At 58.2% G+C, this 20,045-nt stretch carries 26 protein-coding genes; 17 read left to right on the top strand and 9 right to left on the bottom strand.

The annotated features are described in order from the left end of the window. Window positions 1–99: 99 nt before the first annotated feature. Genes fliF through fliP form a run of 4 tightly spaced genes read left to right on the top strand, consistent with a single transcriptional unit; the run spans window position 100 to window position 3,290 of the window. Window positions 100–1,686, top strand: a complete 1,587-nt coding sequence (gene fliF / locus AC2FFB_RS15490; RefSeq protein ID WP_281995696.1) for a flagellar basal-body MS-ring/collar protein FliF — start codon at window positions 100–102, stop codon at window positions 1,684–1,686. Beyond that, on the top strand, window positions 1,686–2,282 hold the full coding sequence (locus AC2FFB_RS15485; protein WP_281995695.1) for a FliH/SctL family protein: 597 nt from the start codon (window positions 1,686–1,688) through the stop codon (window positions 2,280–2,282). Before fliF ends, AC2FFB_RS15485 begins: the two co-directional genes overlap by 1 nt. Then, window positions 2,275–2,562 carry a FliM/FliN family flagellar motor switch protein gene (locus AC2FFB_RS15480; RefSeq protein ID WP_496875140.1) on the top strand — a complete coding sequence of 96 codons (288 nt, stop codon included), beginning with the start codon at window positions 2,275–2,277 and terminating at the stop codon, window positions 2,560–2,562. The genes AC2FFB_RS15485 and AC2FFB_RS15480 overlap by 8 nt, the downstream gene beginning before the upstream one ends. Further along, window positions 2,562–3,290 (top strand): flagellar type III secretion system pore protein FliP, encoded by a 729-nt coding sequence (gene fliP / locus AC2FFB_RS15475; protein WP_496690251.1) that lies wholly within the window; start codon window positions 2,562–2,564, stop codon window positions 3,288–3,290. Before AC2FFB_RS15480 ends, fliP begins: the two co-directional genes overlap by 1 nt. A gap of 4 nt (window positions 3,291–3,294) precedes the next feature. Here the strand turns inward: fliP and AC2FFB_RS15470 are convergent, their stop codons facing one another. Both AC2FFB_RS15470 and AC2FFB_RS15465 read right to left on the bottom strand, forming a co-directional pair. After that, window positions 3,295–4,746 carry a sensor histidine kinase gene (locus AC2FFB_RS15470; protein WP_142638646.1) on the bottom strand — a complete coding sequence of 484 codons (1,452 nt, stop codon included), beginning with the start codon at window positions 4,744–4,746 and terminating at the stop codon, window positions 3,295–3,297. Next, window positions 4,743–5,480: a response regulator transcription factor gene (locus AC2FFB_RS15465; RefSeq protein ID WP_142638648.1), complete on the bottom strand. Its 738-nt coding sequence runs from the start codon at window positions 5,478–5,480 to the stop codon at window positions 4,743–4,745. Before AC2FFB_RS15465 ends, AC2FFB_RS15470 begins: the two co-directional genes overlap by 4 nt. Before the next feature lie 214 nt (window positions 5,481–5,694). Here AC2FFB_RS15465 and AC2FFB_RS15460 point away from each other — a divergent pair, with 214 nt between their 5' ends. The 5 genes from AC2FFB_RS15460 (at window position 5,695) to AC2FFB_RS15440 (ending at window position 10,286) form a co-directional block, all read left to right on the top strand. Next, entirely contained in the window at window positions 5,695–6,939 is a 1,245-nt protein-coding gene (locus AC2FFB_RS15460; RefSeq protein WP_271952389.1) for an ABC transporter substrate-binding protein, read from the top strand. Window positions 6,940–6,995: 56 nt separating this feature from the next. Further along, complete coding sequence (locus tag AC2FFB_RS15455) at window positions 6,996–7,868, top strand: carbohydrate ABC transporter permease (protein ID WP_142638652.1); 873 nt, start codon at window positions 6,996–6,998, stop codon at window positions 7,866–7,868. Next, on the top strand, window positions 7,861–8,760 hold the full coding sequence (locus tag AC2FFB_RS15450; protein WP_496694332.1) for a carbohydrate ABC transporter permease: 900 nt from the start codon (window positions 7,861–7,863) through the stop codon (window positions 8,758–8,760). Before AC2FFB_RS15455 ends, AC2FFB_RS15450 begins: the two co-directional genes overlap by 8 nt. 4 nt (window positions 8,761–8,764) lie before the next feature. After that, entirely contained in the window at window positions 8,765–9,862 is a 1,098-nt protein-coding gene (locus tag AC2FFB_RS15445) for an ABC transporter ATP-binding protein (protein WP_496694333.1), read from the top strand. A 91-nt stretch (window positions 9,863–9,953) separates the two neighbouring features. After that, a complete protein-coding gene (locus tag AC2FFB_RS15440; protein WP_281973291.1) occupies window positions 9,954–10,286 on the top strand; it encodes a putative quinol monooxygenase in 333 nt (110 codons plus the stop codon). A gap of 2 nt (window positions 10,287–10,288) precedes the next feature. On the opposite strand, the gene AC2FFB_RS15435 is transcribed toward AC2FFB_RS15440, so the two are convergent. Beyond that, window positions 10,289–10,897: an MlaC/ttg2D family ABC transporter substrate-binding protein gene (locus AC2FFB_RS15435; protein WP_142638660.1), complete on the bottom strand. Its 609-nt coding sequence runs from the start codon at window positions 10,895–10,897 to the stop codon at window positions 10,289–10,291. Then, a complete protein-coding gene (locus AC2FFB_RS15430) occupies window positions 10,887–11,657 on the bottom strand; it encodes an MlaA family lipoprotein (RefSeq protein ID WP_142638706.1) in 771 nt (256 codons plus the stop codon). The genes AC2FFB_RS15435 and AC2FFB_RS15430 overlap by 11 nt, the downstream gene beginning before the upstream one ends. Before the next feature lie 345 nt (window positions 11,658–12,002). On the opposite strand from AC2FFB_RS15430, the gene AC2FFB_RS15425 reads away from it, so the two are divergent. The 4 genes from AC2FFB_RS15425 to AC2FFB_RS15410 are packed head-to-tail and all read left to right on the top strand — an operon-like array spanning window position 12,003 to window position 14,745. Continuing rightward, a complete protein-coding gene (locus AC2FFB_RS15425; RefSeq protein ID WP_142638661.1) occupies window positions 12,003–12,458 on the top strand; it encodes a RidA family protein in 456 nt (151 codons plus the stop codon). Next, a complete protein-coding gene (locus tag AC2FFB_RS15420) occupies window positions 12,455–13,222 on the top strand; it encodes a glycerophosphodiester phosphodiesterase family protein (protein ID WP_281995692.1) in 768 nt (255 codons plus the stop codon). The genes AC2FFB_RS15425 and AC2FFB_RS15420 overlap by 4 nt, the downstream gene beginning before the upstream one ends. Before the next feature lie 45 nt (window positions 13,223–13,267). Further along, on the top strand, window positions 13,268–14,455 hold the full coding sequence (locus AC2FFB_RS15415; protein ID WP_496875139.1) for a GNAT family N-acetyltransferase: 1,188 nt from the start codon (window positions 13,268–13,270) through the stop codon (window positions 14,453–14,455). Beyond that, on the top strand, window positions 14,452–14,745 hold the full coding sequence (locus AC2FFB_RS15410) for a 4a-hydroxytetrahydrobiopterin dehydratase (protein ID WP_142638667.1): 294 nt from the start codon (window positions 14,452–14,454) through the stop codon (window positions 14,743–14,745). The genes AC2FFB_RS15415 and AC2FFB_RS15410 overlap by 4 nt, the downstream gene beginning before the upstream one ends. On the opposite strand, the gene AC2FFB_RS15405 is transcribed toward AC2FFB_RS15410, so the two are convergent. From AC2FFB_RS15405 to AC2FFB_RS15390, 4 genes are all read right to left on the bottom strand, one after another. Beyond that, complete coding sequence (locus AC2FFB_RS15405; RefSeq protein WP_281973287.1) at window positions 14,742–15,053, bottom strand: hypothetical protein; 312 nt, start codon at window positions 15,051–15,053, stop codon at window positions 14,742–14,744. The genes AC2FFB_RS15410 and AC2FFB_RS15405 overlap by 4 nt on opposite strands. 33 nt (window positions 15,054–15,086) lie before the next feature. Then, window positions 15,087–15,431, bottom strand: coding sequence for an EF-hand domain-containing protein (locus AC2FFB_RS15400; RefSeq protein WP_142638671.1), 345 nt, complete (start codon window positions 15,429–15,431; stop codon window positions 15,087–15,089). Window positions 15,432–15,442: 11 nt separating this feature from the next. Beyond that, the gene (locus tag AC2FFB_RS15395; RefSeq protein WP_496875138.1) at window positions 15,443–15,688 is read right to left on the bottom strand and encodes a glycine zipper 2TM domain-containing protein; all 246 of its coding nucleotides are present in this window, start codon (window positions 15,686–15,688) and stop codon (window positions 15,443–15,445) included. A gap of 102 nt (window positions 15,689–15,790) precedes the next feature. Further along, window positions 15,791–16,276, bottom strand: coding sequence for a peroxiredoxin (locus tag AC2FFB_RS15390; RefSeq protein WP_142638675.1), 486 nt, complete (start codon window positions 16,274–16,276; stop codon window positions 15,791–15,793). 99 nt (window positions 16,277–16,375) lie between these two features. Here AC2FFB_RS15390 and AC2FFB_RS15385 point away from each other — a divergent pair, with 99 nt between their 5' ends. Genes AC2FFB_RS15385 through AC2FFB_RS15370 form a run of 4 tightly spaced genes read left to right on the top strand, consistent with a single transcriptional unit; the run spans window position 16,376 to window position 18,976 of the window. Beyond that, window positions 16,376–17,587 carry an NAD(P)/FAD-dependent oxidoreductase gene (locus AC2FFB_RS15385; protein WP_496875137.1) on the top strand — a complete coding sequence of 404 codons (1,212 nt, stop codon included), beginning with the start codon at window positions 16,376–16,378 and terminating at the stop codon, window positions 17,585–17,587. Continuing rightward, window positions 17,584–18,144, top strand: a complete 561-nt coding sequence (rsmD, locus tag AC2FFB_RS15380) for a 16S rRNA (guanine(966)-N(2))-methyltransferase RsmD (protein WP_496690247.1) — start codon at window positions 17,584–17,586, stop codon at window positions 18,142–18,144. The genes AC2FFB_RS15385 and rsmD overlap by 4 nt, the downstream gene beginning before the upstream one ends. Continuing rightward, window positions 18,125–18,772: an HAD family hydrolase gene (locus AC2FFB_RS15375; protein ID WP_496694336.1), complete on the top strand. Its 648-nt coding sequence runs from the start codon at window positions 18,125–18,127 to the stop codon at window positions 18,770–18,772. Before rsmD ends, AC2FFB_RS15375 begins: the two co-directional genes overlap by 20 nt. Window positions 18,773–18,796: 24 nt before the next feature. Beyond that, a complete protein-coding gene (locus tag AC2FFB_RS15370) occupies window positions 18,797–18,976 on the top strand; it encodes a hypothetical protein (protein ID WP_496690245.1) in 180 nt (59 codons plus the stop codon). Here AC2FFB_RS15370 and map read toward each other — a convergent pair. Further along, entirely contained in the window at window positions 18,964–19,776 is an 813-nt protein-coding gene (gene map, locus AC2FFB_RS15365; RefSeq protein WP_271952408.1) for a type I methionyl aminopeptidase, read from the bottom strand. The genes AC2FFB_RS15370 and map overlap by 13 nt on opposite strands. Between the last annotated feature and the right edge of the window lie 269 nt (window positions 19,777–20,045).

Here is a 20,045-nt window from a genome sequence, read left to right as displayed (position 1 = left end):
CTGGGGATGTCATAACCCGGCAGGGACTAACCGATTGTTAAGGGCAATCGTCCAAACAGGGGATGCGCCGGGCAGAATGTCGGCGAGTCGGAGGTGAGCGTGCAGCAGATCGGAACTGTCTGGGCAAGTTTGGACAGGCGAAAGCAAATCATTGTCGCCGGTGCAGTCGTGCTGGTGTTTTTGGGGGTCCTTGCGATGTCGCGGTTGGCGACGGCGCCGTCGATGACCCTACTCTATGCCGGGCTGGAAAGCGGCGCGGCGGGGGATATCGTTCGATCACTGGATCAGCGCGGCGTACAGTATGAGATTCGAGGCGGTTCGATTTACGTGCCCGGCTCGCAGCGGGACGAATTGCGCATGACTCTGGCCAGCGAAGGCCTGCCTGCGAACGGAAACCGCGGGTATGAGCTTTTGGATTCACTCAGCGGCTTTGGCACCACCTCGCAAATGTTCGATGCGGCCTATTGGCGTGCGAAAGAGGGTGAGCTCGCGCGCACGATTGTCGGCAGCCCTCACATAAGTCAGGCGCGCGTGCATATTGCCAACGGGTCAACGAACCCGTTTCAGCGCAGCGTCGCGCCGACGGCTTCGGTCTATCTGGTGTCCTCGGGTGCGGATATCACTTCGGATCAGGCCAAGGCGATCCGTTTTCTGGTCTCTTCTGCCGTCAGCGGCCTCGCACCCGAGAATGTGGCGGTGATTGATTCCAATGGTGCGGTCATTGGCGCAAAAGAGACTGCGGTGGCAGCAGATTCTGCGGATGACAAGTCGCGCCAGCTGCGCGAACGGGTCCTGCGTCTGATTGAGGCCCGAGTGGGGGCCGGAAATGCAGTCGTTGAGGTCAGTGTTGATACGGTCACTAAAACCGAATCCATCCGTGAAAGGCGCTTTGATCCTAAGGGGCGCGTGGCCATCAGCACCGATGTCGAGGAACGGTCTGACAGCGCCCGGAACCAATCGTCCGATGTCACGGTTGCGTCGAACCTGCCCGATGGCGACGGCGCGGGCGGGGATGCATCCAATTCGAATGCCACACAGACACGGGAACGGGTCAACTATGAGGTATCCGAGACTGAGTTAGAGGTTCACACCGCACCCGGTGCGATCAAGCGCCTGACCGTTGCGGTTCTGGTGAATGGAACGCGTTCTGTGGATGCCTCTGGTGCTGAAAGCTTTGTGCCGTTGCCTCAGACAGAGCTTGATGCGCTGGCTGAGCTTGTGGCCTCGGCCGTTGGGTTCGATGCCGAACGTGGCGACGTCATCACACTGAAATCGCTGGATCTGCCCGCAGTAGAGCCTGGCGGAACTGTGGTTTCGTCCTCGATCTGGCAGCAGGTTCATTTTGACGCGATGTCACTGGTCCAAATGGCCGTTCTGGCGATCGTGATGCTGGTTCTGGGATTGTTCGTGATCCGCCCGATCCTGATGAAACCGGCCCTTGCCCCCGCCCTTTTGCCGGCGGGAACACCGCCAGAGCCCGAGGCGGTTCTGACCGGTGAGATCGCGACCGAAGAGGGCGGGCAATTCGCCGCTATTCCGGGACATACCCCGGGGGATGTACCCGCGCTGGCGGCAAATCCGGGCGCTGATCCGGTTGATCGGCTGCGGGCCATGATCGGCGACAAGCAGGAGGAGACCGTGGAAATCCTGCGCAGCTGGCTTGAAGAAAGTGAGGAGCGTGCGTGATGTCGATAGCTCATCTTCTTGAGGATTTCACTGTACAGGCAGGCGGCGGCAAAGTTCATTTATTGGACGAAGAGGCGCTGGAAGAACAGCGGCTTGGTGCCTTCGAACACGGCTATAGCGCCGGATGGGACGATGCCCTTCAGGCCCAGGAACAGGGTCGTGGAAAGGTATCAGACAACCTTGCCCGCGCGCTCGAGGATATGTCCTTTACTTATCATGAGGCGACGAGCCGGATGACAATGTCGTTAGAGCCCATGTTCCAGAGCCTCGTCAATCTGGTGTTGCCGAACACCCTGGATCGGGGGCAGGCCACGCGGCTGGTCGAACAGCTTACAGAAATGGCCGGTGAACAGATTGGCCAACCGATGCAAATCTTTGTGCCTTCGGGGTTCGTGAGTGTTGTCGAAGGGCTGTTGCCCCCCGAATTGGCCACCCCGACCCGCGTTGTCGAGGACCCGTCTCTTGGGGCCGGTCAGGCGCGTCTGCAGGTTGGTACTTCGCAGCGAGAGGTGGATAGCAGCGCCTTGCTAGAGACAATCCGTTCAGCATTTGACGCTTACGTGTATGAGGCAAAAGAGGCATTGAACAATGAGTGACCCGCAATCCCCCAAACCCGAAAAAGCCAGCCCGTTTGATTCCATTCCGATCGAGGTAACCGTGTCAGTCGGTCGGGCGCGCCCGCTCATCCGGGATCTGCTGAATATGGGGGAAAACGCTGTTCTCATCCTGGACAAACGGATCGAAGATCCTGTGGACCTATATATTGGCGATCAACTGGTGGCGCGCGGTCTGCTGGAAGAGATGGAGGGTGATCAAGCCGGGCAACTGGCCGTGCGCCTAACCGAAATCGCGGATCTGCAGAACGGGATCGGGTAATGCGTTTCCTGTATTGGGTGGCGGTGCTGCTGACGCTGACGCCGTCTCTGGCCGCCGCGCAAGAGGTGTCGCTGTCACTGGGCGAAGGCGGGTCGATTTCCGCGCGCACCATTCAGTTGATTTTGCTGATTACCGTGCTCAGCCTTGCGCCTGGGCTGGCGATCATGATTACCTGTTTCCCGTTCCTGATCACCGTTCTGGCCATCTTGCGGCAAGGGATCGGATTGCAGCAATCCCCCCCCAACATGCTGATCGTCAGCCTCGCACTGTTTCTGACCTATTTCATCATGGAGCCGGTCTTTTCCGAATCCTGGGCCACAGGCATTCGCCCCATGGTCGAAGAAGCGATGGAGGTCGAACCAGCGTTGGAGCGCGCGTTGCAGCCGTTTCGTGCCTTTATGGCAGGGCGAGTTGATCCCGATACCTTCCATGCCATTGCGGCCCTACGCCCTGGGGGTGATACTGTGTCCTTGTCGGCCGAGGCACCCTTGTCGATCTTGATGCCGTCTTTCATGCTCTCTGAGATAGCGCGGGCCTTTCAGATCGGGTTTCTGATCTTCCTGCCGTTTCTGATCATTGATCTTGTGGTGGCCGCTGTGCTGATGTCGATGGGGATGATGATGGTTCCGCCTGCAACAGTGTCGCTGCCGTTCAAACTAGCCTTCTTTGTCATCGCCGACGGCTGGTCGCTGATCGCAAGCGCGCTGGTGCGTAGCTATATGACATGAATCGTCACTGCCTGGTGATCTGCAGACGTGCGCGCAGGCCTTGCTCTCCGGCTTCGAAGCTGAGGGTGCCGCCATGCTGTTCCGCGATTGTCGCCGCGATTGTCAGTCCCAGACCAAACCCATCCGAAGACCCGGAGTTTGACCCGCGCCGGAACGGGGCCATCAGGGCTTCGATATCCGAGACGGACAGATCGGCCCCTTTGTCCTCGACGGTGATGGTTGCTATTTTGGCATCGGTTTCCAGCTGAACCTCGGCATGGCGCCCATATTTCAGCGCATTGTCGATCAGGTTGGTCAGGGCGCGCTTTAGCGAAATTGGCCTGCCAACGACCAGTATCCGCCGGGTCTCGGGCAGGGATCCATGCCCTCGGCGCGACATGAAAACGGACGTGCCGCCCTGTACCGCCACTGGGGCCAGCTTTTTCAGGGTCACCGGCAGTCCCATATCCTGATAGTCCGCGACCAGAGCCTCGACCAGCGACGTCAGTGAAATCTGCCGCGGTTCTTCGATGCTCAGCTCGGACCGTGTGTAGGTCAGAACGCTTTCGATCATGCCGGTCATCTGATCGACATCGGCCTCAAGTTTTTCGCGCAGCTCGGCATCTGGGATCAATGCGGCACGCAGCCGGACGCGGGTGGCCGGGGTGCCCAGATCGTGGCTGACACCCGATAAAACAGTGGCGCGCTTTTCCAGTTGCATGCGCTCTGCGTCCAGATGCTCGTTCACGGCAGAGACGATGTCGCGCAGTTCGGCCGGGCCATCGGCCTCATAACTGTTCGGCCCACCCCGCCTTTTGCGGTCGCGCAAGGCAGTAGAAAAGCGGGTGAAACTGTCTGATACATTGCCCACCGAGGTCAGGATCACCGCCAGCGCGACAATAGCGACCAGAATCGTAGGCAGACGCAGGTCGGTTGGGGCTGCACGGCATCCCCAGATATCTGTCCCGTCCACCTGTTGCCATGCGCCGCGCCCATAGCGGGCGATCAGTATCGGTTCGCTGCAATAGGTCGCCAAAAGCCGGGTCAGGTTGCCCATTTTCTCAGGGCCGGTCTGGTCGATGCCGGAGAGGATGTCGGACACCGGGTAAACCAGCCGGTCTGACATCACAGCCAGCGTCAGCTCTCGGCCTGAAACGGGTGCTGAGCTGTCAGTCAGGATCGACAGGTTGGTGACAAAGCTGCGATCCGAAAACCCGGGAAGTTGCTCAAACTGCCCGGCATCCGCCAGGCTGGCTGCTTTGGGCGGCAATGGTACGATGGAGATGCCTGGCGGTGGGGATTTACCGATGCGCAAATCCTCGTAAATAGCGAACCCGGCAACATATGCACGGGTCTGGAATTCCTGCCATGCCCGGGCCGAGGCGAACCAAAGGCCTGCGGCCAGCAACCCCGAGGTAAAAGCGGCGCAGGTCCAGATCCAGCCCAGGCTGCGCAGGCGCGTGGCGCGGACGGTCATGCGGTTTCGTCCACAGACACCTCTGCGGCAAAGATATAGCCCACACCGCGTTCGGTCTTCAGCATTTGCGGGTCTTTGGGGTTGGCTTCGATCTTGGATCGCAGCCGCCCGACCAGCATGTCGATGGCGCGTCCCTGGCCTTCGCTCTTGTCATTAGCGCCTGTTACATCCAGGGCCGCGGCGATTTCATCCCGGGTCAGGGGAATATGCGGGTTGGCCAGAAAAACCTTGAGCATTGCTGTTTCTCGCTGCGACAGGGATACCAGATATCCGTCGGGCGAATGCACTTCGTCCCGTTTGCCGTCATAGAGCCAGCCGTCAAACCTAAAGGAGCGGGTGCGGCGGCGATAGGCAAGCGAAGGTGTACGACGCGCCCGTTGCATGACGGCGCGTACGCGAGCCAGCATCAGTTGCGGATTAAAAGGCTTGGCGATGTAATCGTCGGCGCCCACCTCATACCCGGCCATGCGTTGATGATCGGCGGACAAGGCCGAGACCAGAATGATCGGCACGTCCTGTTCGGCCCGCAGGCGGGCACAGATATCAACGCCGTTTTCATCCCCCAGCATCACATCCAACAGAATCAGGTCGATCCGACCCGACTTGAGATGGGCGCGGATTTCGCTTTCGGAACTGGCGGGCAGCGCAATGAAGCCATTCTGTTGCAGGAACTGGGTCATCATCGACCGCATTTCAGGGTCGTCATCCACCACCAACAGCCGCGGAATGCTCACAGTGTTCGTCCTCCTGTTCTCTGGCCCCAAACTTCTTCCATTGTAACGAACGGAAACAGATTCAATGCTAACGTAACACGCTGTAACAAAAGCGGTGAAAATTTGCGCCATTCCCGGGTATTGGCCCGGATTTAGCGTTGTCAGACTCAGATAGGGACACAGTATTGCGGCATTGCCATTTTGACTGGCACCGAATTCTCAGGGAGGAGAAAACATGAAACGATTTTCTTTTGCGACTGTGTCCGCATTGGCCGTCGCAGCCGGATCATCTGTGGTGGCCGAACCACAGGCGGAGGTCTTGCATTGGTGGACATCCGGTGGCGAGGCCAAATCGGTGGCCGTGCTTCAGGAAGAGTTTGCCTCGAACGGGGGCACATGGACCGATATGCCTGTCGCAGGCGGCGGCGGTGATGCGGCCATGACAGCGCTGCGGGCGCGGGTTCTGGCAGGCAACGCGCCGACAGCGGTTCAGCTGAAAGGCCCGGCGATTCAGGAATGGTATGAAGAGGGCGTACTGGCCGATATCTCGAACGTGGCCGCCGCCGAGGGCTGGGCCGAGGTTCTGCCCGCGTCGATCGCCGGTCACATGATGTGCGAAGGCACTTGGTGCGCGGCGCCGGTGAACGTTCACCGCATCGACTGGATTTGGGCCAATGCCGATGTGCTGGCCGCAAACGGAATTGAGATGCCGACCACATGGGACGAGTTCAACGCCGCAGCCGAAAAACTGCAGGCCGCCGGTGTGATCCCGCTGGCGCATGGCGGTCAGGCCTGGCAGGACGCCACGGTTTTCGAAGCCGTCGCGCTGGGTCTTGGCGGACCGGAATTCTATCAGAAAGCCCTGGTCGATCTGGACCCCGAGGCGTTGACCTCGGACACAATGATCCAGGTCTTTGACCAAATGCGCACCCTGCGTGGTTATGTGGACGAGAATTTCTCGGGTCGCGACTGGAACCTTGCCACCGCGATGGTGATGAACGGCGAAGCGGCCTTTCAGATCATGGGTGACTGGGCCAAGGGCGAATTCCTGGCAGCGGGCAAGAAGCCTGGTGAGGATTTCCTCTGCGCCTCGACCCCCGGCGATGGATATCTGTATAACGTCGACAGTTTTGCCATGTTCGAGGTTGAGGGCGACGACAATCGCGCCGGTCAGGAATTGCTGGCCAAGCTGATTGTTGCACCGAACTTTCAGGAAGTGTTCAACCTGAACAAAGGTTCGATCCCGGCCCGGACCGATGTGTCGCTGGATGCCTTTGACATCTGCGCGCAAATCTCGGCCGAAGACATGGGCTCGACCTCGGCAGGTGGTTCACTGCTGCCGTCTTATGCCCATGGCATGGCGCTGCGCGGGTCGCAGGCTGGTGCGATCACAGATGTTGTGACCGCGCATTTCAACTCGGATATGTCCTCGGCTGACGCGGTTCAGCAACTGGCGGACGCGGTGGCCAACAGCTACTGATCCAATACGCTCTGCCCCCAAGGTGTGGGGCAGAGCATCTTTCCCCGGAGGAAAACATGTCCGAATGGCTGGAAAACCACCTGCCCAAGGTGGTGCTGGCACCGTCGTTCATCGCCGTATTGATCTTTGTCTACGGATTTATCGGATGGACCGCATGGGTGTCGCTTACACGCTCAAAACTGCTGCCGAAATACGAGATCCATGGCTTCATCCAGTATGAGCGCCTGTTCGACTCTCCTCGCTGGGATACGGCGATTGGCAACCTGTATATCTTTGGTACTCTGTTCATCGTGATCGCGATGCTGCTGGGCCTGCTGCTGGCCATCCTGCTGGATCAGAAAATCCGCGTCGAAGGAGCGATCCGAACAATCTATCTCTACCCCATGGCGCTGTCGATGATCGTCACGGGCACGGCGTGGAAGTGGATCCTGAACCCCGGTCTGGGGATTGAGTCCATGGTGCAGGGTTGGGGCTTTCCCAACTTCGAATTCGATTGGCTGGTGAACCCCGATTACGCGATCTACACTATTGTGATCGCTGCACTCTGGCAGAGCTCGGGCTTTGTGATGGCGCTGTTTCTGGCCGGTCTGCGCTCGGTCGATGGCGAGATCATCAAGGCCGCACAGGTCGATGGTATTCCAACATGGCGTATCTATACCGCGATCATCATCCCGTCGATGGCCCCGATTTTCCTGTCCGCTTTCATCGTGTTGGCGCATCTGGCAATCAAAAGCTTTGACCTTGTCATCGCCCTGACTGGCGGCGGCCCGGGTTATGCCACCGATCTGCCCGCCACTTACATGTATGCGATGGCCTTTTCGCGCGGCGATATCGGTCAGGCGGCGTCTTCTGCAATGATCATGATGCTGGTCGTCTTTGCCATCGTGGTTCCTTATCTCTACTCAGAATTGAGGGCTAAAAATGACTGATCTGTCGATGCCCCACACCCAAACCCGCAGTCAAAGTAACATGAGCAAAATCGTCCTGCGCTGGCTGCTTTACGTGGTGCTGTGCCTGTTCGCGCTGTATTACCTGATGCCATTATTTGTGATGTTGACGACATCGCTCAAAAGTCTTGAGGAAATCCGTACCGGTAGTCTGATATCGTTACCGCGTGAGGTGAGTTTCGAGGCCTGGAAAACCGCTTGGTCGGGCGCCTGCACGGGTATCCAATGCGAAGGTCTGCGGCCTTACTTCTGGAACTCGGTCCTGATTGCGGTGCCTGCGGTGGCCATCTCGACCCTGCTGGGTGCTCTGAATGGTTACGTTGTCGCGCAGTGGCGGTTCAAAGGGGCTAACATCATCTTCTCGCTGATGCTGTTTGGTTGCTTCATTCCGTTTCAGGTCGTCCTGCTGCCGATGGCGCGCCTTCTGGGCATGATGGGTATTGCCGGAACCATTCCGGGTCTGATTTTTGTCCACGTAATCTATGGTCTTGGCTTCACCACGCTGTTTTTCCGCAACTATTATGTCTCTATCCCGGCCGAGCTGACCAAGGCCGCTCGCGTCGATGGGGCCGGGTTCCTGCGGATTTTCTGGTCGATCTTCCTGCCACTGTCACTGCCGATCATCGTGGTAACCGTGATCTGGCAATTCACGCAGATCTGGAATGATTTCTTGTTCGGCGTGTCGTTCAGCCAGGCGGGCACACAGCCTGTGACTGTGGCGCTTAACAACATCGTAAACTCCACCACCGGTGTCAAAGAATACAATGTCGACATGGCCGCCGCGATCATCGCGGGTCTGCCGACGCTGCTCGTCTATGTCGTTGCCGGTAAGTATTTCATCCGCGGCCTGACCGCTGGCTCTGTGAAGGGATAGAATGATGGCTCCCATCCTTGATATCAACAAGCTGTACAAGAACTACGGCGCAACCGAGATCCTGAAGGATATCAACATCTCGATCGAACCGGGCGACTTTCTGGTGCTGGTCGGCCCATCGGGCTGTGGTAAATCCACCTTGCTGAACTGCATCGCCGGGCTTGAGCCGATCTCAGGCGGGACGCTGTCGATCGGAGGCAAGGACATGACCCATGTCAGCCCCAAAGACCGCGACATCGCGATGGTGTTCCAGTCCTATGCCCTGTACCCGACCATGTCGGTGGCCAAGAACATCACCTTTGGCATGAAGGTGCGCGGCGTCGATCAGGCCACACAGGACGCCAAGCTGAAAGAGGTCGCCTCGCTGCTGCAGATCGAGCCGTTGCTGAATCGCCGCCCCAGCCAACTGTCGGGTGGTCAGCGGCAGCGTGTGGCGATGGGCCGGGCTCTGGTGCGCGACCCCAAGCTGTTCCTGTTTGACGAACCGCTGTCAAACCTGGACGCCAAGCTGCGGGTCGAGATGCGGACCGAAATCAAGAAGCTGCACCAGACGCTGGATGCCTCGATCGTTTATGTCACCCACGACCAGATCGAGGCGATGACGCTGGCCACCAAGATTGTGGTTCTGAAAGGCGGGATCGTGCAACAGATCGGCAGCCCGGCCGAGATCTATAACAACCCCGCCAACCTGTTCGTCGCCGATTTCATGGGCTCGCCTGCGATGAACCTGATCCCTGCAAAGGCCACCAAGAACGGCACGGGCACCGAAATCGCCATTGAGCGGTCATCCGGTGAAACGCTGGTTCTCAAGGATGCCCGTGATCTGTCGCTGCCGCAGGACGTGATTCTGGGCCTGCGCCCCGAGGATATCGCCGAGGCCGGATTCCGCGCAGGCGACGGTGTGCAGGAGGCGGTCTGCATGGTCGACATGGTCGAACCTGCCGGAGCTGACACCTATGTAGTGTCCGAACTGGGCGGCAAACAGGTCACTGCGCGCCTGCACGCGGAAACCAGCGCCCAGGCCGGACAAGAGCTGAACCTGGCCTTTGACATGAGCAAAGTGTCCTATTTTGCCAAGGAAACCGGCGAGCGGTTGAACTAGCGCACTGCGCAGGACTTGTTCTTGCTAAACTCGGGCAATTTCGCCAAGTACTGACGCCATGTCAGGCCAACGAGATTGCCCGGGGTATATGATGATACTGGAAATTCGACATTACACACTAAAACCGGGCCGCCGAGAAGCGTTCATAGAATTCTTTGAGAAACACAATCGCGCTGCGTTGCGGGATGCAGGAATGCTTGTGTTTGGGCCGCTCAGAGACCTGGAAAATCCTGACAAAGTGCATTGGATGCGCGCGTTTTCTTCGTTGGAAGAACGCGACAGGATAAAGGACAGCTTCTATGGTGAGGCGGTCTGGAATGACCAGATCGAACCCATTGCAATGCCAATGATCGCACACTATGAGGCCGAACTGGTCGAAACTACGATCGGATTTGAAAGTTTTGACTGCAGCAAATCGCTGTGAATTCACCCGGTTCGCTTCATATCCTTGATCAGACGGTTCAGATCACCGCCGCGCGCGTCCAGCATGGCGCCAATCTCGGTACGTTCGGTCAGCAGCATGTTCACGCCTTCGATAAACATGTTGAAGAATTTGTCGCGGCCGGATTTGTCGGACACCAGGAAGGTCACCTCAAAGGGCGAGGAGCCCTGCAGCTTGACCGAGGTACGCACCTCGTATCCGGCTTTGATCTTGCGCGCATTTCGAACGGTCACCTCGCCGCCAATGAACTCGCGAAAGCGACGTCCGTATTTGTTCGAGATATAGCCCTGAAACGCGTCGGTGAACTGCTTTATCTGTGACGCACTGGCCGAGCGGCCATCGGCCCCCAGCACATAGCGGGCCATGATCGGAACGTCGGCATATTGCACGAAGATCTTTTCAAAATCGCGGATCATGCTCTTTTCGGATTTTCCCGAACTGATGACGCGGTTGATGTCATCCACAACGCTAACGACCAACGCTTTTGCACTGGCCTCTGTCTGTGCAAAGCTTGGCAAAGGGAGGGTGGCTAGCGCCAGGCCGGCGATGCCAGATGCAATAAACTCTCTTCTCTTCAAATAATTACTCGGCATATGGATCCTCGTAGGGGTCAAGGTAGGGGTCTCTGACAGGGTCGGTCCCGATATCTGCATAGGGATCGTCATACAATCCCAGATAGGCGTCCTCATCATCGCGTGCCAGTTCGAAACGTCGATTTTGCAGGTAAATTGTTTGTGCCTGCTTATAGCTGTCAGCACTTTCATAGAGGATGGAATCGACTGTGTCCGAGAACCGTCCACGGTCGCCCATCCGCCTTACGATTTCGGCGTAGACGCCGATATTCTCAACCGGGCGCACTGGTGTGAAGTTGATCGGGTTCGAAAACAGGTTGACGACGACGCCGACCGCATCCCTGGATGTTGAGGGACCATAGAAGGGCAATTCCACATAGGCACCTTCGCCAAAACCCCAGACGTGCAGGGTTTCACCGAAATCGGTATCCACGGGCGGCAGGTTCAATTCGCTGGCCGGGTCAGACAGACCCGCGCCACCAACGGTCGTATTGATGAGGAACCGCAGTAGGGCATTGCCCGACTGCTTCAGATTGCCCTGCAGCAGATAATCCAGAGCCTGACCCGGCATAGTCAGGTTTTCGGCAAAATGGTTGAAACTGGTCACCATCGGATCGGGCACGATCTTCACATAGCCTTTCGAGGCCGGACGGAACAGGAACCGGTCGACGCCCAGATTGAACTTGTGAATGCCGCGGTTTGTATTCTCGTAGGGATCGAAAGTATCGCCTCGCGCGGCCTGATCGGCGGGTTGGGACGCACAAGCGCCAAGAACGGTCATCAGGGTCACGACAATCAGGGGCTTGAATCTGATCTTGCTCAACACGGTATTTCAACTCCAAACGCGCCAGCCGTTTTGTGAGTGGGGCTGGACGCTCAATCAATAATGCCTGCGGCCATTTTGCGGCTCAATCTGTCGTCACATAAAGGTTTTGGTCCCATTTTGAAACAGTTCGCGTTTAACCCGGCCGACTGCATCAGGTAAAGTGACACAAGTTCAACACCTCGGGATAAGAGAAGTTACGCTTAATACGCCACTGACCGCAGTTTTACTGGTTTCACACTTTTCCAGCCGAACGATCCCGGATAGCGTCCGGCCGAGTCTATATCAGGTGAGGATCAACCGATGAGTATCGCAGCAAAACTGGAAAGCCTGGGAATCAGTCTGCCGGACGGGCCGGCGCCCGCCGCCAACTATGTGCCTTTCGTGCGGGTCGGCAATATCGTCTACGTTTCAGGACAGATTTCCAAGGATGCGGAACTGATCACCGGCAAGCTGGGTGATAACATGGATGTTGCAGCGGGTGCTGCGGCTGCCAAGGTCTGCGCGATCAATCTTCTGGCGCAGGTCAAGGCTGCTTGCGGTGGCGATATAGAAAAGCTGGTGCGTGTGATCAAACTGACAGGGTTTGTGAATTCAACCGCCGATTTCACCGACCAGCCGCAGGTGATCAATGGTGCGTCGGACTTTCTGGTCGAGGCGCTGGGCGAGGCTGGTCGCCATTCGCGCTCGGCCGTGAGTGCAGCGTCGTTGCCGTTGGGCGTCGCGGTTGAGATCGAAGGCATCTTCGAGATCGCATGACCCCGGTACTGCCCGCTACGTTCCTACAGGCCCCGATCACACATCGGGCCCTGCACGACAAATTGGACAACCGCCCGGAAAACAGCCGGGCGGCGGTTCGTGCCGCTGTTAAGGCCGGTTACGGGATTGAGATTGATCTGCAGTTGAGCGCCGACAACCGGGCTTTGGTCTTTCACGACTATGACCTGGGGCGACTGACCGGGCGACCGGGGCCAGTTCGGCAGATTTCGGCGCAGGTAGCGTCCGAGACACAGCTGTTGCACGCTGATGACGGTATTCCGACACTGGATGATGTGCTGGAAATCGTGGCGGGCAAGGTGCCCCTGCTGATCGAGCTTAAGGATCAGGACGGTGTGATGGGCCCGAATGTGGGCCCGCTCGAGCGCGATACTGTACGAGCCCTTGAGGGTTATGAAGGTCCGGTGGCGCTGATGTCGTTCAACCCCAATTCGGTGGCTGAACTGGCGCGGTTGGCGCCGCATTTGCCCAGGGGGATCACGACCTGTTCGTATCAGCCCAAAGTCGAACTTTTGCCTGCGGCGGTGTGCGATTACCTGCGGGACATCCCGGATTTCGTAAGGGTCGGGGCCAGTTTCATCAGCCACGAAGTCGAAGACTTGTCCCGCCCAAGGGTTGCCGAGCTGAAGGCGCAGGGTGTTCCGGTCCTGTGCTGGACCGTTCGCTCGGCCGCGCAAGAGGCCGAGGCTCGCAAGATTGCCGATAATGTGACTTTCGAAGGGTACATAGCTGCGCATCCGGCTTGAACCGCGCCCCTTCCGTCACAGATAAAGATCAAACGCAGAGGGCACATGGATCAGGCACAAATCGAGGTTCGGGTACTTGGATCGCTCTCGCAGATTACTGCGGCAGAGTGGGACAGCTGTGCCTGCCCCGAGACTGCGGATTGGGGCCGTCCGCTTGATCCCTTTACCACTCATCGCTTTCTTTTGGCTTTGGAGGAGAGCGGGTCGGTCGGGCCGGGTACCGGCTGGCAGCCGCAATACCTGACGGTTTATCTGGATGGAATGTTGATCGCGGCCGCCCCGATGTACGCCAAATCGCATAGTCAGGGCGAATATATCTTCGACCACAACTGGGCGCATGCCTATGAAAACGCCGGCGGGCGGTATTATCCCAAACTGCAGATTGCCGTACCGTTCACCCCGGCCACCGGGCGTCGCTTTCTGCTGCGGCCGGGATATCAGGCGGTGGGCATGTCCGCCTTGGTGCAGGGGGCGGTGCAGCTGGCGGCGGACAATCAGGTTTCCTCTGTCCACGCGACCTTTTGCACCGAAGATGAGGCGCTGGCTGGCGCGCAGATGGGCCTGATGCTGCGCCATTCCCAGCAATTTCACTGGCTGAACGACGGGTATGCGGATTTCGATGGATTTCTGGCCGCTTTATCCTCGCGCAAACGCAAGAACATTCGCAAGGAACGCGCGCAGGCCTGCGCCTTTGGCGGCGAAATCCGCGCGTTGACGGGTGATGACCTGCGCCCTGAACATTGGGACGCGTTCTGGGAGTTCTATCAGGATACCGGCGCTCGGAAATGGGGCGTGCCCTATCTGACGCGGCAATTCTTTGATATCGCTCAGGAAACCATGGCGGATGACATGGCATTGGTTCTGGCCGAGCGCGGCGGGTATCCGATTGCGGGGGCGCTGAACTTTATCGGGCGCGAGACGCTTTATGGCCGTTACTGGGGCTGCGTCGAACATCATGCCTGCCTGCATTTCGAACTGTGCTATTATAGGGCAATCGACTTTGCCATTGCGCAAGGCCTGGCCCGGGTCGAGGCAGGGGCGCAGGGCGAACACAAGCTGGCGCGCGGCTATCTTCCCACGCGCACGCACAGCCTGCACTGGGTCAATGACCCCAGCTTTGCCGATGCGATCAAAAAATATCTGGACGCCGAGGCCCAAGCAGTGGGAGAAGAAATCGAGATTCTGACTGATTATGGCCCGTTCAGAAAGTCGAACCCGGAGGAACACCAATGACTGAACTTCTGTCGACCGAGACCCGTGGCCCCTTGCTGGACCCGCTGTTCAAAAGCGGCTGGACCATGGTCAAGGACCGGGATGCGATCACCAAGACCTTTATGTTCGAGGACTTCGTCCACGCCTTTGGTTGGATGACCCAAGTGTCTATGTTTGCCGAGAAATGGAACCATCATCCCGAATGGTTCAATGTCTACCGCACGGTCGAGGTGACGCTGTCCACCCATGATGTCGGCGGGCTTTCGGCGCTGGACGCCAAACTGGCCCGCAAGATGGACAGCCTGGTCTAGCCGCTGTCACCGCGTGATCCGACACCACCGGCAAGGCTGGCAACCTGACCCAGCCGCCTGAACTCGGCTGGGGTGACCAGGTTGTCACTAACGTCGATTTCGGCAGGTATCCGGGTAGTTCTGTTGCCGATCATGCGCACGGACCGTGCTGCGGGGTTGATGTCGAGACAACGCCGGTCATAGCAAGTCAGGCCATTGGTACTGATCTCTATCCTCGGTTGGCCATCAGGGCCGGTCACAATAGGGGCCTGCGGCACATCACATGCCGCAAGCAACCCCAACGCAAAAAGAGCGCTCCATTTGGTCATTGCATACTCCTGTCTGGTCCAGGGCCGCAGAGCCTAATCCAGTTGACCGTTGCTGTTCTGATCGGCAGAAATAAAATCTTCGGTCATATGCTGATCGTATTCCGTTCTTGAAATATTACTATCCCGGTCCCGGTCAACCTTTTGGAATTGCTTTATATCCAGAAACGGCTTGGCTTCATCCAGGCCCAATGTGCCGTTCTTGTCCTCATCCATCGTCTGGAACGCATAGTCGGAAAAGGCGTCGAACTCATCTTTCGACAGGAAGCCGTCATTATTGGTGTCGATGGCCTTAAGCTCATTCTCATGCAGCTCTGCCACGGTTTCGGCCGTAGCGGCACCCGCTAAGGACAACATCGACAGGACGATTGCGGTTTTCATCTTCATCCCTCTCAACATGCGAACTTCTGACCTTCAACGCCGCCGACCGCAGCACCCGCTGCCGTCAGGATGGTTTTCCCGGAACCGCCGCCAAACTGATTGCCGATGACACCGCCCAACAAGGCACCACCCACTGTGCCGCTCAGGCAGGCGATCTCATGCTGTCGTGCGGCCTGTTGCTGCGGGGTAGGGGCCGGTCCACAAGCGCCAAGTCCGCCGGTCAGACCTAAAAGAAAGGTAAATGTCTTTAGGTTCATAAACAAACTCCCTGATGAATATGTACCAAGTATTCGCCCATCATGAGAGTGCCGCAAGCTAAATTGCGAAAATGGCCCCAGCAGCACTGGGGCCAGATCAGGTCAGATAACCTCTAACAGCCCTTCACCTGCGGAAATCTCGCAGACGCCGGGATTTTCCTCCAGGTTCATGGCGACCACTTTGCCGTCTTCGACCAGCATCGCATAGCGCTTGGACCTGCCGATCAGACCAACGGGCGGGGCGTCGAAATCCATCCCGATGGCTTTGGTGAATTCAGACGCCGCATCGGCCAACATGGTTAGGCCAGTCGCAGTTGCGCCGGTGGACTCGCCCCAGGCGCTCATGACAAAGGGGTCGTTGACCGAGATGCAGATGATTTCTTCCACGCCTTTTGCATCGAACTGGTCTTTGGTACGCATAAAGCTTGGAACATGCGCCGTTGTGCACGTGCCGGTATAGGCGCCGGGCACGGCGAAAATGACAACCTTGCGCCCTTTGGTCTTGTCCGAAACGCGGACCTCTTCAGGGCCATTTGCCCCCATTTGGGTCAATGTGGCGTCGGGCAGAGTGTCACCTGTTGAAATCATTTTTTCGCTCCTGTCATTTGGATTTGCAGAGTCGGGCCTAGCCGCAATATAGGTGAGCTAACAAAAGTGACCACGGGAATTCGACAGGGTGAGGGGAATATGAGCCATATTGTCGTGATTGGCGCCGGCCAGGCAGGTGCTTCGCTTGTCGCCCGGCTGCGCAAAGATGGGTTCGACGGCGAGATTACTCTGATTGGCGCAGAGCCGCATTTGCCCTATCAGAGACCGCCTTTGTCCAAGGCCTATCTTCTGGGTGAGATGGGGCTAGAGCGCCTGTTCCTGCGCCCCGAAAACTTCTATACCGATAACTATATCACCCTGCGCCTTGGTCAGCGCGTGACCGGCATCGACCCGCAGGCCAAGACAGTAACGCTGGGCGATCAGGTTGTTGCCTATGATGAGCTGGCCCTGACCACCGGATCGGACCCGCGCCGCCTTCCCGCTGCTATTGGCGGCGATCTGGACGGCGTGCATGTGGTGCGCGATCTGGCCCATGTGGACGAAATGGAACCCTTCGTCTCTGAAGGTGCGCGCGCTTTGATCGTGGGTGGGGGATACATCGGGCTTGAGGCCGCAGCCGTTTGCGCCAAGCGCGGGGTCAAGGTGACCCTGGTCGAAATGGCCGACCGCATTTTGCAACGGGTCGCCGCCCCCGAAACCAGTGACTATTTCCGAGCACTGCATTCCGAATATGGCGCCGATATCCGCGAAGGTGTCGGGTTGGACCGACTGCTGGGTGAAAACGGCAAGGTCACTGGCGCGGTGCTGACCGATGGAACAGAACTGGCGGTCGATTTCGTTGTTGTCGGCGTTGGCATCGCTCCTGCAACCCAACTGGCCGAGATGGCCGGGCTTGAGCTGGACAATGGCATCAAGACCGATGCGCATGGGCGCACCTCTGATCCGTCGATCTGGGCGGCGGGCGATTGCGCCTCATTCCCGCATGCTGGCGGGCGTATCCGTCTGGAAAGCGTGCCAAACGCGATTGATCAGGCCGAGATTGTTGCCCAGAACATGTTGGGCGCGGCAAAGGATTATACTGCGACCCCGTGGTTCTGGTCGGATCAGTATGACGTCAAACTGCAGATCGCGGGCCTGAACACCGGGTATGACCGGGTGGTGACCCGCAATGGTGACGGGCAGACCGTGTCCTTCTGGTACTATAAGGGCGATCAGCTGATCGCGGTCGACGCGATGAACGATCCGCGTGCCTATATGGTTGGTAAGCGTCTGATTGAAAGCGGAAAAACAGCTGATCCTGCTATTGTGGCCGACCCGGATGCGGACCTGAAACCGCTGCTCAGAGCGTGAGGATCATCGCCGGAGCCTTCCGAGGCCGAGCTTTGGCCTCGGTCGGCAAGGGGGACGCCGGCGCGCATCTGCGCCCGACCACAGACCGGGTGCGCGAAAGCCTGTTCAACGTACTGGCCCATCAGATTGATTTTGACGGACTGCGCGTGTTGGACCTGTTCGCAGGCACCGGTGCGCTGGGGCTTGAGGCCTTGTCGCGCGGTGCGGCACATGTGAGCTTTGTCGATGATGGCCGCGTGTCACAGGGCCTGATCCGCAAGAATATCGACCTGACCCGTAGTTCTGACTGTACCGAGCTGATCCGTCGCGACGCCACGCGGTTGGGGGCCAATCCTGCAGCGCCTTATGACCTGATCTTTCTGGACCCGCCCTATGGTAAATCCCTTGGGCAAAAGGCGATTGCTGCCCTGTCAGAGGACTGGTTCGCACAAGGCGCCCTTGTGGTCTGGGAGGAAAACGCGCCCATGCAGCCGCCCGAAGGATTCGTCCTGCAAAACAGCCGCAAATATGGCGATACGCATATCACCCTGATGTGGAATGGCGATCCGGATGCATGATCTGGTGATCTTCGATTGCGACGGAGTCCTGGTCGACAGTGAGCCGCTGTCCAATCAGGTACTGGTCGACAATCTTGCCCGTTATGGCCTGAACCTGACAATCGAAGACAGTATGAAGCTGTTCGTTGGGGGCACCATGACCGGGGTGCGGGACAAGGCAAGGGCGCTGGGCGCGGAGCTGCCCACAGGCTGGGTTGATGAGGTCTATGCGGAAACCTATGACCGGCTCCGCCTTGGCGTTCAGCTGATGCCCGGCGTGGCGGACCTGTTGGCGGTTCTCGAAGCAAACGGGTTGCCTTTCTGTGTCGCCTCGAACGGCAGCCCGGACAAGATGCAGATCACTTTGGGTCAGAACGGGTTATGGGATCGGTTTCGCGATGTCGCCTTTTCGGCCCATGTCCTGGGAACGGCCAAGCCGGACCCGACATTGTTTCTGACAGCGGCTGAGCGTTTCAACGCCGTAAACCCCGTGGTGATCGAGGACAGCCTCAGCGGCCTGACCGCAGCAAGCAGGGCACATATGCGCTGTTTGGCCTATGCGCCGCATGGTGGCGGTGAAAAACTGGCCGCTGCGGGGGGCGAAGTCTTCTCTGACATGACGCAGGTCCCGGCGCTTTTGGGGATTTGACCCTGTCATGTTACCCTGCGGGGCATGGACCGTGCACTGACCCCGTCGAATTGGTCACTTCCGCAAGAGGCTGACACCGCAACCGATCCCCAGCGCACACCTCTGCGCGCGCCGGTTTTCATCCATGATGCGGTCACGCCATGGGGGCCGGAAACCTTGCTGCTAAAGCTGCTATGGGAACAGGCCGCGGATCAGGAAGAATAAGTCGGGTGGTACTTACCGCCTGGCGACAGGGTAAAGATCTCGACCCCATCTGCCGTTACACCGACCGAGTGTTCAAACTGTGCCGACAGTGATTTGTCGCGCGTCACGGCGGTCCAGTCATCGGCCAGCGTCTTGGTCTCGGGGCGGCCCAGATTGACCATCGGTTCGATGGTAAAGAACATGCCCTCTTCCAGAACCGCACCAGTGCCCGGACGGCCATAGTGCAGAACGTTTGGCGGTGCATGGAAGACCCGGCCCAGCCCGTGGCCGCAAAAATCGCGGACTACGCTCATCCGGTGTGCCTCGACAAATGATTGAATCGCGTGGCCGATATCGCCGAACGTGTTGCCGGGTTTGACCATCTCGATGCCCTTGAACAGGGCATCATGAGTGATCTGGATCAACCGTTCGGCTTTGCGCGGCAGCTTTCCCGCTACATACATGCGCGAGGTATCCCCGAACCAGCCGTCGACAATAACGGTCACGTCGATATTCAGGATATCGCCATCCTTCAGCTTTTTGTCGCCGGGAATGCCGTGGCAGACCACATGATTGACGCTGATACAGCTGGCATGCTGATAGCCCTTATATCCAATCGTGGCCGAAGTTGCGCCTGCATCCTCGACCATCTGCGTTATGAGCCCGTCAATCGCGCCAGTGGTCTGGCCGACGAACACATGATCGGCAATATCATCCAATATCCGCGCAGCCAAAGCCCCTGCCGCCTGCATGCCGGCAAAGTCACCCTGTTCATAGATACGGATACCGTCCTTGGTCAGACGGCCACGATGCTCTTTCATCGATGCGAGGCTCCAAATATTTCGCGCAGCACCCTTTTTACGCTGCTTGTGCAGAAAGTACCAGAGGGCGCACGGTCGCGGGTTAAGATGGGGATCAATGCCGTGGCTTCAAGGATTGGTCGGATCGCCTTTGTTGGGCGCGTGCTTTTTCTGAGCACATTGCCCAGTCGGAGGGGGGCGCTAATGTCGGCTTAGGGTCAGGACCCATTGATTTCCGTTTTGCGGCGTGATTCACGGTTCAAAAACGAGCGGTGAACATGTCTGATCTC

The organism is Ruegeria sp. YTSA219 (assembly GCF_059609985.1).
This window is presented reverse-complemented; position numbering and strand designations above follow the sequence as displayed.

Bases quoted from the DNA above. Each gene is read 5' to 3' on its own strand.
- AC2FFB_RS15485 (WP_281995695.1), top strand. From the start codon at position 1,686: ATGTCGATAGCTCATCTTCTTGAGGATTTCACTGTACAGGCAGGCGGC.
- AC2FFB_RS15480 (WP_496875140.1), top strand. From the start codon at position 2,275: ATGAGTGACCCGCAATCCCCCAAACCCGAAAAAGCCAGCCCGTTTGAT.
- fliP (WP_496690251.1), top strand. From the start codon at position 2,562: ATGCGTTTCCTGTATTGGGTGGCGGTGCTGCTGACGCTGACGCCGTCT.
- AC2FFB_RS15470 (WP_142638646.1), bottom strand. From the start codon at position 4,746: ATGACCGTCCGCGCCACGCGCCTGCGCAGCCTGGGCTGGATCTGGACC.
- AC2FFB_RS15460 (WP_271952389.1), top strand. From the start codon at position 5,695: ATGAAACGATTTTCTTTTGCGACTGTGTCCGCATTGGCCGTCGCAGCC.
- AC2FFB_RS15455 (WP_142638652.1), top strand. From the start codon at position 6,996: ATGTCCGAATGGCTGGAAAACCACCTGCCCAAGGTGGTGCTGGCACCG.
- AC2FFB_RS15450 (WP_496694332.1), top strand. From the start codon at position 7,861: ATGACTGATCTGTCGATGCCCCACACCCAAACCCGCAGTCAAAGTAAC.
- AC2FFB_RS15445 (WP_496694333.1), top strand. From the start codon at position 8,765: ATGGCTCCCATCCTTGATATCAACAAGCTGTACAAGAACTACGGCGCA.
- AC2FFB_RS15440 (WP_281973291.1), top strand. From the start codon at position 9,954: ATGATACTGGAAATTCGACATTACACACTAAAACCGGGCCGCCGAGAA.
- AC2FFB_RS15435 (WP_142638660.1), bottom strand. From the start codon at position 10,897: ATGCCGAGTAATTATTTGAAGAGAAGAGAGTTTATTGCATCTGGCATC.
- AC2FFB_RS15430 (WP_142638706.1), bottom strand. From the start codon at position 11,657: ATGACCGTTCTTGGCGCTTGTGCGTCCCAACCCGCCGATCAGGCCGCG.
- AC2FFB_RS15425 (WP_142638661.1), top strand. From the start codon at position 12,003: ATGAGTATCGCAGCAAAACTGGAAAGCCTGGGAATCAGTCTGCCGGAC.
- AC2FFB_RS15420 (WP_281995692.1), top strand. From the start codon at position 12,455: ATGACCCCGGTACTGCCCGCTACGTTCCTACAGGCCCCGATCACACAT.
- AC2FFB_RS15415 (WP_496875139.1), top strand. From the start codon at position 13,268: ATGGATCAGGCACAAATCGAGGTTCGGGTACTTGGATCGCTCTCGCAG.
- AC2FFB_RS15410 (WP_142638667.1), top strand. From the start codon at position 14,452: ATGACTGAACTTCTGTCGACCGAGACCCGTGGCCCCTTGCTGGACCCG.
- AC2FFB_RS15405 (WP_281973287.1), bottom strand. From the start codon at position 15,053: ATGACCAAATGGAGCGCTCTTTTTGCGTTGGGGTTGCTTGCGGCATGT.
- AC2FFB_RS15400 (WP_142638671.1), bottom strand. From the start codon at position 15,431: ATGAAAACCGCAATCGTCCTGTCGATGTTGTCCTTAGCGGGTGCCGCT.
- AC2FFB_RS15395 (WP_496875138.1), bottom strand. From the start codon at position 15,688: ATGAACCTAAAGACATTTACCTTTCTTTTAGGTCTGACCGGCGGACTT.
- AC2FFB_RS15390 (WP_142638675.1), bottom strand. From the start codon at position 16,276: ATGATTTCAACAGGTGACACTCTGCCCGACGCCACATTGACCCAAATG.
- AC2FFB_RS15385 (WP_496875137.1), top strand. From the start codon at position 16,376: ATGAGCCATATTGTCGTGATTGGCGCCGGCCAGGCAGGTGCTTCGCTT.
- AC2FFB_RS15375 (WP_496694336.1), top strand. From the start codon at position 18,125: ATGGCGATCCGGATGCATGATCTGGTGATCTTCGATTGCGACGGAGTC.
- AC2FFB_RS15370 (WP_496690245.1), top strand. From the start codon at position 18,797: ATGGACCGTGCACTGACCCCGTCGAATTGGTCACTTCCGCAAGAGGCT.
- map (WP_271952408.1), bottom strand. From the start codon at position 19,776: ATGAAAGAGCATCGTGGCCGTCTGACCAAGGACGGTATCCGTATCTAT.